This is a genomic window from Micromonospora matsumotoense (assembly GCF_900091525.1).
In the GTDB taxonomy this organism is placed as follows: domain Bacteria; phylum Actinomycetota; class Actinomycetes; order Mycobacteriales; family Micromonosporaceae; genus Micromonospora; species Micromonospora matsumotoensis.
In genome coordinates this window covers 173,345-185,388 of sequence record NZ_FMCU01000010.1, presented here as the reverse complement: position 1 = coordinate 185,388, position 12,044 = coordinate 173,345, and the positions used below count along the sequence as shown (strand labels likewise).

General features: G+C 72.6%; 10 protein-coding genes and 1 pseudogene. 1 reads left to right on the top strand and 10 read right to left on the bottom strand.

Annotated elements, in window-relative coordinates; translation table 11 throughout:
- Positions 1–14: 14 nt before the first annotated feature.
- Both efeO and efeU read right to left on the bottom strand, forming a co-directional pair.
- Positions 15–1,148, bottom strand: coding sequence for an iron uptake system protein EfeO (gene efeO / locus GA0070216_RS20590; RefSeq protein WP_091248438.1), 1,134 nt, complete (start codon positions 1,146–1,148; stop codon positions 15–17).
- 29 nt (positions 1,149–1,177) lie between these two features.
- Entirely contained in the window at positions 1,178–2,092 is a 915-nt protein-coding gene (gene efeU / locus GA0070216_RS20585; RefSeq protein ID WP_091248435.1) for an iron uptake transporter permease EfeU, read from the bottom strand.
- A 300-nt stretch (positions 2,093–2,392) separates the two neighbouring features.
- Here efeU and GA0070216_RS34635 point away from each other — a divergent pair, with 300 nt between their 5' ends.
- The gene (locus GA0070216_RS34635) at positions 2,393–2,551 is read left to right on the top strand and encodes a hypothetical protein (RefSeq protein WP_176739063.1); all 159 of its coding nucleotides are present in this window, start codon (positions 2,393–2,395) and stop codon (positions 2,549–2,551) included.
- A 78-nt stretch (positions 2,552–2,629) separates the two neighbouring features.
- Here the strand turns inward: GA0070216_RS34635 and ahcY are convergent, their stop codons facing one another.
- From ahcY to nfi, 8 genes and pseudogenes are all read right to left on the bottom strand, one after another.
- Complete coding sequence (gene ahcY / locus GA0070216_RS20580; RefSeq protein WP_091248428.1) at positions 2,630–4,117, bottom strand: adenosylhomocysteinase; 1,488 nt, start codon at positions 4,115–4,117, stop codon at positions 2,630–2,632.
- A 320-nt stretch (positions 4,118–4,437) separates the two neighbouring features.
- Positions 4,438–5,724 carry a mannose-6-phosphate isomerase, class I gene (gene manA, locus GA0070216_RS20575; protein ID WP_091248425.1) on the bottom strand — a complete coding sequence of 429 codons (1,287 nt, stop codon included), beginning with the start codon at positions 5,722–5,724 and terminating at the stop codon, positions 4,438–4,440.
- Between the two features lie 2 nt (positions 5,725–5,726).
- On the bottom strand, positions 5,727–6,734 hold the full coding sequence (locus GA0070216_RS20570; protein WP_091248421.1) for a cation diffusion facilitator family transporter: 1,008 nt from the start codon (positions 6,732–6,734) through the stop codon (positions 5,727–5,729).
- A 91-nt stretch (positions 6,735–6,825) separates the two neighbouring features.
- Complete coding sequence (locus GA0070216_RS20565) at positions 6,826–8,022, bottom strand: SIS domain-containing protein (protein WP_091248418.1); 1,197 nt, start codon at positions 8,020–8,022, stop codon at positions 6,826–6,828.
- A complete protein-coding gene (locus GA0070216_RS20560; protein WP_088642951.1) occupies positions 8,019–8,204 on the bottom strand; it encodes a Trm112 family protein in 186 nt (61 codons plus the stop codon). Before GA0070216_RS20560 ends, GA0070216_RS20565 begins: the two co-directional genes overlap by 4 nt.
- Before the next feature lie 63 nt (positions 8,205–8,267).
- Complete coding sequence (locus GA0070216_RS20555; protein ID WP_091248414.1) at positions 8,268–9,650, bottom strand: phosphomannomutase/phosphoglucomutase; 1,383 nt, start codon at positions 9,648–9,650, stop codon at positions 8,268–8,270.
- Positions 9,651–9,719: 69 nt separating this feature from the next.
- Positions 9,720–11,108, bottom strand: coding sequence for a hypothetical protein (locus tag GA0070216_RS34630; RefSeq protein ID WP_176739062.1), 1,389 nt, complete (start codon positions 11,106–11,108; stop codon positions 9,720–9,722).
- A 259-nt stretch (positions 11,109–11,367) separates the two neighbouring features.
- Positions 11,368–11,991, bottom strand: a pseudogene (nfi, locus tag GA0070216_RS20545) (deoxyribonuclease V); the annotation flags it as partial.
- Positions 11,992–12,044 lie beyond the last annotated feature (53 nt).

Sequence of the window (12,044 nt, the reverse complement as noted above, 5' to 3'; positions counted from 1 at the left end):
GTACTGAGCCGCCGTCACCGGGCGACGGCGGCGGCGACCTTGCTGACCGGCTCGGCGAGGGCGTTGATGCTGTCCGACAGTTCCTTGAGCTCGGCCTTGCTCAGCTGCGTGTGCAGCTTCCAGCCGTCGCCGGCCCGGTGCTTGCCGAGGGCCGCCTCCACGGCGGCGAACTCCTTGTCGAGCTGGGCGACCAGCTCGGGGGCGCGCTGCTCCAGCGCGGGCCGCAGCGCGGCGACGGCGGCCTTGGAGCCCTCCAGATTGGCGTTGAAGTCCCAGAGGTCGGTGTGCGAGTACCGCTCCTCCTCGCCAGTGATCTTGCCGCTGGCCACCTCGTCGAGCAGGGCCTTGGCCCCGTTGGCGAGCTGGAGCGGGGTGAGCTTCTCGGCGTTGGCCCGCGCCACGATCTCCTTGACGTCGACCAGCAGCCGGTCGGCGATCGGGCCGTCCTTGCTGATGTCCCCGGTGGTCCAGAGGTCCTTCTCGATCCGGTGGAAGCCGGTGAACTCCATGCCCTCCTCGATGACCTCCTCCCGACCGTCGATCTTGGGGTCGAGGTCGCCGAAGCTCTCCGCGACCGGCTCGATCCGCTCCCAGTAGGTGCGGGCCACCGGGTACAGCGCCTTGGCCTTGGGCACGTCGCCGGCCTTGACCGCGGTGACGAACTCCTCGGTCTTGGTGAGCAGGGCGGCGGTCTGGCTGGTCACGTACCGCTGGTAGCTGGCGGTGGCCTCGGTCAGCGCGGCGTCCGGGGCGACGGTCGCGGCGGTGCCGCTGACCTTCAGCGCGCCCCGGATGCCCCGGCCGCTCATCCCCGGCTTGCAGGCCGTCTCGTACGTCCCCGCGGGCAACTCCACCCGCAGCTCCCGGCTGAGACCCGGGGCGATGTTCTCCACCTCGCCCATCACCCGGTCACCCGCGGCGTAGACGTAGAACTCGGTGACCTTGCTGCCGGAGTTGGTCACCGTGAACGTCGCCTGGCCGGCGTCGAGGTCGGCGACGTCGACCTCGCACACGCTGTCCGTGGCCTTCACCTTGACCGTGTGGCCGGAGCCGGCGTCCTGCCGCTCGGCCTTGCCACCGCAGGCGGTGACACCGGTGACGGCCAGCGCGCCGACGGCGGCAAGCGCCAGGAAACGGGTGGTACGCATCTTTGCTTGTCTCCTCGGAAGGGCGGTGATCAGACGCGCCGCGACACGGCCGGCGGTGCGGCGGTGGCGTGGCCGTCGGCGGTGGGTGCCGGGACGGGAACGTCGGCGGTGGGGGTCGGCGCGGACTTCGCGGGGGCCGACGGCCGGCGCAGGAACAGCACCAGCACCGGTACGGCGTACGCGACCCAGGCGACCATCTCCAGCACGCTCGGCGCGGCGGTGATGTTGAACATGCCGGCGAGCAGGGCGGCGTACCAGGTGTTGGGGTCGAGCACGCCGGTGATGTCGAAGGCCAGGTCGTTGAGGCCGGGCAACACCCCGGCCTCCTGGAAGTCGTGCACGCCGTACTTGAGGATGCCGGCGGCGACCAGGATCAGCAGCGCGCCGGTCCAGGTGAAGAACGTCGACAGGTTGATCCGCAGGGCGCTGCGGTAGAGCAGGAAACCGATCCCGACGGCGGTGACGATGCCGCCGATCAGGGCCAACAGCGGCCCGGAGCCGGTGCCACCGGTCGCGCTCTGCGCCGCCGAGTAGAAGATCAGGGCGGTCTCCAGACCCTCCCGGATCACCGCGAGGAAGGCCATCCCGGCCACCGCGAGCGAGCCGACGGCGAGCGCCTCGCCGAGTTTGCCGCGCAACTCACCGGCGATCGTCCGGGCGGCCCGGCGCATCCAGAAGATCATCCAGGTCACGAAGACCACGGCGGCGACCGAGGTGACCGCCTCGAACAGCTCCCGGTCCTCGGAGCGGGCCAGCAGCGAGGTCGAGGTGTACTCGATGAGCCAACCGAACAGGACCGAGAGCGCCACGGCGAGCCCGACCCCGGCCCACACCTGGGGCAGCCGGTCGTGGCGCTGCGACTTGACCAGGAAGGCGACCAGGATGCTGACGACGAGCGTCGCCTCCAGGCCCTCCCGCAGGCCGATCAGGTACGTGGCGAACATCGGTGCTCCGTGTCGTGGTCAGGCCTGCCTCAGTTTACTTAGGGCAGCCATACCTTCCTCCTGATCCAGGGTCCCGTCAAGTCGTTCATGACCGGGTTCACCCTGGTCGGAAGGGTCGGGCGGACCCGCTGGCCGGGGGGTGCCCACCAGCCGTCCGACGTGGCAAAATCCGACGTACCCCAGGACAGGACGGCCCGTGCCCGACACGCCCCGCACCCCCACCCTCCGCCCCGCGCGCCGCCCACCACCAGGGGCTTCCGACCCCCGTGCGCCCCGCCCCCGTCGGCCGGGGCGGCACCGGTGAGGGGCTTCGGCCCGTGGCTGGGCGTACTCGCGCTGGTGATCATCCTCAACGCGCTCCGGCTGCGCCCACTGGCCGTGGTGGTCTCCCTCGTCTGGCTCGCCTGGTGCGTGTGGACCTGGGTCCGTCCGACCCGCCGCAGACCCGACGCACCCTGACCCCGACGCACCTGACCCGGCACGAGGGAGGGGGCCGACCATGTCGCGGTCGACCCCCTCCCTCGTCAGGCGCGGTGCTCAGTAGCGGTAGTGCTCCGGCTTGAACGGGCCCTCCGTGGAGACGCCGAGGTAGGCGGCCTGCTCCTTGGTCAGCTCGGTCAGCCGGACGCCGAGCGCACCCAGGTGCAGCCGGGCGACCTTCTCGTCCAGGTGCTTGGGCAGCACGTAGACGCCGGTCGGGTACTCGTCGGTCTTGGTGAACAGCTCGATCTGCGCGATCGTCTGGTTGGCGAACGAGTTCGACATCACGAAGCTCGGGTGACCGGTGGCGTTGCCCAGGTTCAGCAGGCGGCCCTCGGAGAGCACGATGATGGCGTGGCCGTCGTCGAAGCGCCACACGTCGACCTGCGGCTTGATGTTCTCCCGGGTGACGTCCGAGCGCTTCATCAGGCCGGCCATGTCGATCTCGTTGTCGAAGTGGCCGATGTTGCCCACGATGGCCTGGTGCTTCATCCGGGCCATGTGCTCGTTGGTGATGACGTCGAAGCAGCCGGTCGCGGTGATGAAGATGTCGGCCTGCTCGACCACGTCCTCCAGGGTGGCGACCTGGTAGCCGTCCATCGCCGCCTGGAGGGCGCAGATCGGGTCGACCTCGGTCACCACGACCCGGGCGCCCTGGCCGCGCAGCGACTCGGCGCAGCCCTTGCCCACGTCGCCGTAGCCGAGCACGACGGCCATCTTGCCGCCGATCAGCACGTCGGTCGCCCGGTTGATGCCGTCGATCAGCGAGTGCCGGCAGCCGTACTTGTTGTCGAACTTGCTCTTGGTCACCGAGTCGTTGACGTTGATGGCCGGGAAGAGCAGGGTGCCGGCCCGGTGCATCTCGTAGAGCCGGTGCACCCCGGTGGTGGTCTCCTCGGTGACGCCCTTGATGCCGGCGGCGATCCGGGTCCAGCGCTGGTTGTCCTCGGCGAGGCTGCGGTGCAGCACCTGGAGGATGACCGCGAACTCCTCGGAGTCGGCGGACTCGACCGCCGGAACGACCCCGGCCTTCTCGAACTCGACGCCTTTGTGGACCAGCAGGGTGGCGTCACCGCCGTCGTCGAGGATCATGTTCGGGCCCTGCCCGTCCGGCCAGGCGAGCACCTGCTCGGTGCACCACCAGTACTCCTCCAGGCTCTCGCCCTTCCAGGCGTAGACCGGGACGCCGGCCGGCGCCTCGGGGGTGCCCTCGGCCCCGACCACGATCGCCGCGGCGGCGTGGTCCTGGGTGGAGAAGATGTTGCAGGACGCCCACCGGACCTGTGCGCCGAGGGCGACCAGCGTCTCGATCAGGACGGCGGTCTGGATGGTCATGTGCAGCGAACCGGTGATCCGGGCGCCGGCGAGCGGCTGGGCGTCGGCGAATTCACGGCGGATCGCCATCAGGCCGGGCATCTCGTGCTCGGCGAGGCGGATCTCCTTGCGCCCGAACTCGGCGAGCGACAGATCCGCCACCTTGTAGTCGCCCTCGGCGAGGGCGCTCGGCCGGGCGTCGCTGGATGACGCCGGGAGGGTGCTGGTCATGAAGGCTCCTGTCGAACGATGGCTGCGCAGCCATCCACCTTACGCGCGCCCCCTCGCGTCGCGCTGGGGGCCGTCTGGAACAGCACACGGGGCGGTCGGCGCTGGACGAAACCTCCGCCCACCTGCCGGCCGCCCCGTGCATCCCCCCGGTTTGGTTTCCCCCGCGCGCCGCCGGACCTTTCGTCGCGACAACGCTGCGTACACATAGGGTTACATTGCGCCACGACATAGTCAAGCAAATCGGGAAAGTCCGACTTGTGGCGTGCCGTGATCCCCGCCAACAGAGCTGCGGGCGGTGGGAAGTCCGCCCGTCCGGGTCTTCAGATGCCGCAGCTGGCGACGAATGCCGCACCCGTACCGGAAACGACCAGTGCCGCCGCGGCGGCCGTGCCCACGGCGGCCTGCCCCGGACCGAGCATCACCGCGCCGATCCCGTCGTCGACCGCGACCTTGCCGCTGTGGCAGAACACCACCCGGGGCCCGGGCAGCGGCAGCCGGACCTCCGGCCCGGCCGCCTCCACCGTCACCCGGTGCAGCGCGAAGTCGTCCACCGGCACCGGCCAACGGACCACCCCGGGTGCCACCGGACGAGCGACGATCACCGGATCGCCCAGCACCTCGAAGCACAACACCCGCAGCAACTCGTCGACGTCCACGTGCTTCGGGGTCAGTCCGCCGCGCAGCACGTTGTCACTGGCCGCCATGATCTCCACGCCGCAGCCCCGCAGGTAGGCGTGCAGGTTGCCGGCCGGCATCCAGATCGCCTCCCCCGGAGTCAACCGGACGTGATGCAGCAGCAGCGCCACCAGCACCCCCGGGTCGGCCGGGTAGCGGACGGCCAACTCCCGGGCCAACTCCGCGTCCGGCCCGGCCACGTCCGCGGTGCGCACCGCCTCGATCAGCCCGGCGCGGTCCCCGTCCGGCCAGGTCAGCAGCGTCCGTACGGCCTCCCGCAACCCCGCCGGACCGGCCCGCAGCGCCGCCACCACCGGCGACAACTCCGGTACGCCGAAACCGGCCACCGCCGTCGCCGACACCCCCGGATCACGGAACCCGCAGAGCGCGTCGAACGGCGTCAACGCGACCAGCAACTCCGGCTTGTGGTACGGATCGACATAGTTACGCGGCCCCTGCACCCGACCCGTCCCCACAGCGGCCTGGGCCGCCCCGACGACACTCGCCGCCGCAGCCTCGGCCGGCGACCCGACCCGGGCCTGTGCGGCCGGCAGATCGACCGGGACCTGTGCGGCCGGCAGATCGACCAGGGCCTGCTCGGCCGCGTATCCGGCCTGGGCCTGCTCGGCGTCCGGGTGGGCCTGGAGACTCAGCGGGGCGTCCGCGGCGAGCACCTTCAGCAGGAACGGCAGTCGGGTGCCGAACCGGTCGACCACCTGGTCGCCGAGCCAGTGGTCCGGCTCGGCGACCAGCAGGTCGGTCAGGCTCATCCGCTCGCCGGCCCGGTCGACCGTGGCCGGGCCGCCCGGGTGGGCGCCCAGCCACAACTCCGCCTCCGGGCCGGCGCTGGGCACCGGTCGCCCCTGCAACTCGGCGATCGCCGAGCGGGACCCCCAGGCGTAGTCGCGGATCGACCCGTACAGCAGCTCCACGCTCAGCCCCCGGCCCGCCCGGCCACCTCACCCGACTCGCTCGGCGACGGCGCGGCGGCGGTCGGCGCGGCCGTGCCGGTGCCGGCCCGCTCGGCGGCGACGCTGTAGATGTCCGGCTCCAGGTAGATGACCCGGGCGATCGGCACGGCCGCCCGGATCCGCGCCTCGACAGTGTTGATCCCCCTGGCCAGTTCCTCGGCGCTCTCCCACGCCGGGACGCCGATCTTCGCGGCCACCATCAGCTCCTCCGGGCCGAGGTAGAGCGTCTTCATGTGGATGATCCGCTCGACCTCTGGGCCGGCGGTGACCGCCCGCTCGATGGTCGCCAGATCGGCCGGGTCGGCACCCTCACCGAGCAGCAGGCTCTTGGTCTCGATCGCCAGCACGATCGCGATGATCACCAGCAGCACGCCGATCATCGCGGTGCCGGCGGCGTCCCACATGCCGTTGCCGGTGATCAGCGTCAGCCCCACGCCGAACAGGGCCAGCACCAGCCCGACCAGTGCGCCGAAGTCCTCCAGCAGCACCACCGGCAGCTCCGGCGCCTTCGCCCGGCGGATGAAGTTCACCCAGGACTGGCTGCCCCGGGTGTGGTTCGACTCCTTGATCGCGGTGTGGAAGGAGAAGCTCTCCATCACGATGGCGGCCAGCAGCACCGTCACCGGCACCCACTGCCACGCGGTGATCGGGTGCGGATCGGCCGCCTTGTGCCACGCCTCGTAGAGCGCGAAGAGACCACCGAGGCTGAACAGCACGATCGACACGATGAACGCGTAGATGTAGCGCTCCCGGCCGTACCCGAAGGGGTGTTCCGGGGTCGCCGCCCGCTTGGCCCGCTTACCGCCGAGCAGCAGCAGCGCCTGGTTGCCCGAGTCGGCCACCGAGTGGATCGACTCCGCCAGCATCGACGACGAACTGGTCAGCAGGAACGCGATGAACTTGGTGATCGCGATGCCGACGTTCGCCAGCAGGGCGGCGATGATCGCCTTGGTCCCACCGTTCGCGCTCACGCCACCACCCCGCTACCCGACGCGACGACGCGAGACGCCGCGCCACCGAGGCCGATGGCTCGCCCGCCCACAGCGCGGTCCCTGCATACGTTCACGGGTTCGACAGCTCCTTCATCTCGGTGACGGCCGGAACGGCCATCGGGTCCAGCCCATGGGCCAGGGCCAGATAGATCGACGCGAAGTCGGGCACCGCGATGAGGGAGGCGAGCCGTTCCAGCGCGGAACCGCCCTCGGCGGTGACCACGTCACAGCGCACGCCGCGCCGCTCGGCGAGGGTCTGCACCGCGTCGGCGCGGCGTTCCTCGACGGCGAGCGGCTCGTCGGTGTCGTCGTCGGCGTTGAGGCCGCCGTCACGCAGCAGCACCAGCCGCAGCCGGGTCGGGTCGGGCTCGACCTCGTCCCCGTCGGCGAAGATGTCCCGCGTCGACTCCACCAGGCCGCCGAAGACGCCGTCGAGCAGGCCGACCCGGCCCCGGCCGGCCTCACCCAGCGCCCCGGTGACCACCGGGTAGCGGGCGTTGGCCGACAGCGTGTCGCCGAACCGGCGGGCCGCCACGGTGGCCAGCGGGGACGAGCCCCAGACGATCGGAATCGACCCGGCCAGCCCGAGGGCCAGCGACTTCGCCGGGTTGACGAAGGACTCGGCGGTCGACCGGCACCGGTCGGCGTCGGCGTCGAGCCGGGCCGCCGTCTCGGCCAGATCCGCCTCGTTGACCTTCACCAGGCCGAGCGTACGGGCGGCGAGCAGAACCGGCACGGTGAGCGCCCAGAGGCTGGCGCGGGCCGGGGCGCGGCGGGGCACCGGGATGAACGGGGCACGGGCCCGCTCGGCCACCGACTGCAACTGCGAGTCGGGCGCGCCGACCGCGACCAGTCGGGCCCCCCGGCGGTGCGCGGCCTCGGCGGCGCCCAACGCCTCCGGGCTGCGACCGGACGCGCTGACCGCGATCACCACGTCGGCCGCACCGACCCAGCCGGGCACCCCGGCGCTGCGGTGCGGGATGACCGGCACCGGGCAGCGCGGCCCGGCGACCGTGGCCAGCACGTCCCCGGTACGCCCGGCGGTGCCGATGCCGGCGATGACGACCGCCCGGGGGCGACCCTCGTCCTCCAGCAGTGCCAGGTTGGCCTCGGCGGCCAGCGCGGCGGACTCCCGCACCTGGGCCCCGGCGGAGGCGGTGAAGCGCAGCATCCCGCCCGGGTCGTGGTTGGCGACCGCCTCCGGGTCGTCCAGCATCGATTCGTCGGCCACCCGCCGGCCGCTGACGCCGGCCGTTCCCTCCATCACCGCTGCGCCTCCGGCCCGCCACGTGCCTCGTCCAGCAGCAGCACCGGCACGTCGTCACGCACCTCGAAGATGCGACCGCACTGCGTGCAGGTGAGGGTCTGGGCCTGAGCGTCGTAGTCCAGCGGTGCGTGGTGTGTGTCCGGGCAGGCGAGGATCTCGAGCAACTGCGGGTCCAGGGCCACGGCGCGGCTCCTTCCACGTGTGTGGTCTGTGCCGGTCGGCGGTGCCGACCGGCGCAGGGGATCTTATCGGCGAACCTGCTCCAGCACCTCGTCGCGCAGCGAGGTCATCCGCTCCTCGGTCGGGCCCTCCACGTTGAGTCGCAGCAGCGGCTCGGTGTTGGACGCGCGCAGGTTGAACCAGGCACCGTCGGGGAAACGCAGGGTGAGCCCGTCCAGCTCGTCCACCTCCGCCTGCGGGTACGCGGCCCGCACCTCGGCCACCCGGGCGGCCTGGTCGGTCACCGTGGAGTTGATCTCACCGGAGGCGACGTACCGCTCGTAGACGCTGGCCAGCAGGGACAGCGGCTGGGACTGCTCCCCCAGTGCGGCCAGGGTGTGCATGGCGGCGAGCATGCCGGTGTCGGCGAACCAGAAGTCCCGGAAGTAGTAGTGCGCGGAGTGCTCACCGCCGAAGATCGCGTTGGTGCGCGCCATCTCGGCCTTGATGAAGGAGTGGCCGACCCGGGCCACCACCGGCACGCCCCCGTGCTCCTTGATGATCTCCGGCACCGCGCGGGAGGTGATCAGATTGTGGATCACCGTGGAGCCGGGGTGCTTGGCCAGCTCGCGGGCGGCGACCAGGGCGGTGATCGCGGACGGGGAGACCGGCTCGCCCCGCTCGTCGATCACGAAGCAGCGGTCGGCGTCGCCGTCGAAGGCGAGGCCGAGGTCGGCGGAGTTCGCCACCACCGCGCGCTGGAGGTCCACCAGGTTCTTCGGGTCGAGCGGGTTCGCCTCGTGGTTCGGGAAGGTGCCGTCCAGCGCGAAGTAGAGGGGAACGATCTCCAGCGGCAGGGCCGGCAGCGCCGCGTCACCGAGCACACTCGGCACCGTGTAACCGCCCATCCCGTTGCCCGCGTCCACCACCACCTTGAGCGGGCGGATGGTCGACAGGTCGACCAGCTTGCGCAGGTGGGCCGCGTAGTCAGGGAGCAGGTCACGCCGGTCCACGGGGGCCGTCGGCGCGTTCGTGGGCCGGGTGCCGCCGTCGAGCAGCGCCTGGGCCCGGACCCGGATGTCGGAAAGGCCGCTGTCCTGGCCGATCGGGCGGGCGCCGGAGCGGCACATCTTGATGCCGTTGTACTGCGCCGGGTTGTGACTGGCGGTGAACATGGCCCCGGGCAGGCCCAGCGCGCCCGAGGCGTAGTAGAGCATGTCGGTGGAGGCCAGCCCCAGCTCGATCACGGCCCGTCCCTCGGCCCGGACGCCGGCGGCGAAGGCGGCGGCCAGCCCTGGGCCGGTGTCCCGCATGTCGTGCGCGATCAGCACGGCGTCGCCGGGCTCGTCGGCGGCGTTGAGCACCTGGGTGAGGGCGGCCCCCAGCGCCTCGGCGGCCCGCTCGTCCCACTGGTCGGGCACCGTCCCACGGACGTCGTACGCCTTCACGATCTGGGACAGGTCAGACACCGGTTTCAGCTCCTCGACAGGGGTCGTCAACGACCCTGAGCGTATCGGAGCGGTGGCGTCCGCCCCGTGCTAGCCGGGGAGCTGGGGCATGATCGTTGTCGACCCACCGCCCGTGGTGGGCGTCGAGGCGGGTCGTCCCTGGGCGGGCGGGACGGAGACGGGCCGCTCCGGGACGGGTGCAGCAGCCGGCGGAGCGGGTGCAGCAGCGGCCGGCAGAGCGGGTGCAGCGGCCGGCGGGACGGAGACGGGCCGCTGTGGGACGGGTACAGCAGCAGCCGGCGGAGCGGACGCGGGCCGCTCCGGGGCGGGCGGAGCGGAGACCGGCGGAGGCGGGACGGACGGAGCGGAGACCGGCGGCGCGGAGACCGGGTGATCCGGGGCGGCGGCCGGGCGGGCGCCGTACACCCCGCCGGCAGGGCGCGGGGTGGGTGTCACTGCCGGGTAGGTGCCGGGTGCCCCGTACAGGCCACCGGGGCGGGCCGGTGCGGACGGCTGCTGCCCGTACACCTGGCCGGCGGGCGTCGGGAGCTGCCGCCCTCCGTACACCTGGCCGGCCGGAGTGGGAAGCTGCTGTTCCCCGTACACCGAACCGGCGGGCGTCGGAGGCGGGCCCGGCACCGCACCCCCGGAGCGGTAGGTGGTCGGACCCGGGTTGCGGGGCTGCGGCACGGCCGGGAAGCCACCCGGGTCGACGACCCGGTCCAGGTCGGCACCGGCCATTCTGGCGCGGGCCCGGTCGGCGCGGGACCGGAAGATCAGCAGGGCGATGAGCCCGGCACCCAGGATCACCAGGGCGATACCGGCATACATGATCATGGATCCTCCGGAGGTCTCTGCGGCGGCGGCCCGGCCGGCGGGCGGAGCGGCGAGCACGGCCTGGGTGGCCACCGGCTCCGCCACGAGCGCGGGGGTGGGCGTGGGCTTCCTGGTCGGGGTGGGACTCGGGATCGGGGTGCCGGCAGCCCTTCCGCCGACCCTGGACGTGTCGGCGCCCCGGCCGATCAGCCGGCCGACCGCAGTCGTCACCTCACCGACCACGTCCAGCCGACCCGCCGGCGCCCCGGCCAGGAACGCCACCCGGTAGCGGACGGTGCTGCTCTTCCCCTTGCACAACGGCGGATCCGCCGGCGAGGTACGGGAGATCCGCACCACGCCACCGTCACCGGAGACGGGCACGCTCGACCAGCGTCCCCCGGCATTCACCTCTACCCGCACCTGATCTGCGGTAACCCCGGCAAGGCTCAGCCCCAGCGCGGTGCGCAGCAACACACACCCGTCGGTACGCTTACGCACCTCGATCGAGACCGTGCCGGGCGAACCGCCGGCGGAGAAGCCACCCGAGGCCCGGACCCGCACCCGGTCCGAGGCCGCATACGCGGGGAGCGCGCCGACCGCCACCAGGCCACCGAGCAGCGCACCGACGGTCACCACCCGCATCGCCTGCCGACGCACGGACATCTCCCACCTCCACTCCCGCCCCGGCGGGGGCCGCCGGTCAGGTTACAACCTGGTCAGCAACCCGCCCGGTGACCGAGCGCCCCACATGTGTGCCGGATTACCCTTCCCGAGAACGGCGACGCCGGGGCCGTCAGCGGCGCGGCCCGGGGTGGCCGGGCCGGTGACGCGCCCGCTCCGCCGGTGCAGGATGACCGTTCGGCGACGCTCCACCGGTGCCGGCCGGTGCGGTGCCGACCAATTCGGCGGCGGCCGGTGCGGCGGCGGCGAGCGTGTCGCGGCAGAGCCGGTCGGCGGTGCGGGTGGTCTCCGGCAGCCGGTACCGGGGAGTCAACGCGAGCACCTGGTCGACCGCGTTGTCCAGATCCATCCGGTGCCCGACGCTGACGAAGACCGGCTTCACCCCGTCCCGGGTACGCAGCACCCGTCCGACGACCTCACCGGCGTCGACCAGCGGGGCGGCGTCGCCCCGGCGTGGACCCGGCCCGGTCCATTCGCCGACCAGCGGCGTCTTGCCCACCCCGATCGCCGGGAGCCCGGTCACCACGCCCAGATGGCAGGCCAACCCGAAGCGGCGCGGGTGGGCCAGCCCGTGCCCGTCACAGAGCAGCAACTCGGGGCGGGTGGTCAGCCGGTCCAGGGCGGCCAACAACGCCGGCAACTCCCGGAAGGCGAACAGCCCCGGCACGTATCCGAAGGCGGGCCGGCCGACGCTGACCGCCTGGTCCACCACCTCCAGGGTCGCGGCGTCGAGCACGGTCACGGCCGCGGCGAGCAGGTCACCATCCGCCGCGTACGCCACGTCGAGGCCGGCCACCGTCGCGGGCCGACGGGGACCCGGCCCGACCAGGTCCGCGCGGGGCCGCAACCGGTCCTGTACGGCCATCGCCTCGGCGACCGTCAACTCCTCCGGCCCGGTGCCGCGATGCTGCTCCGGTT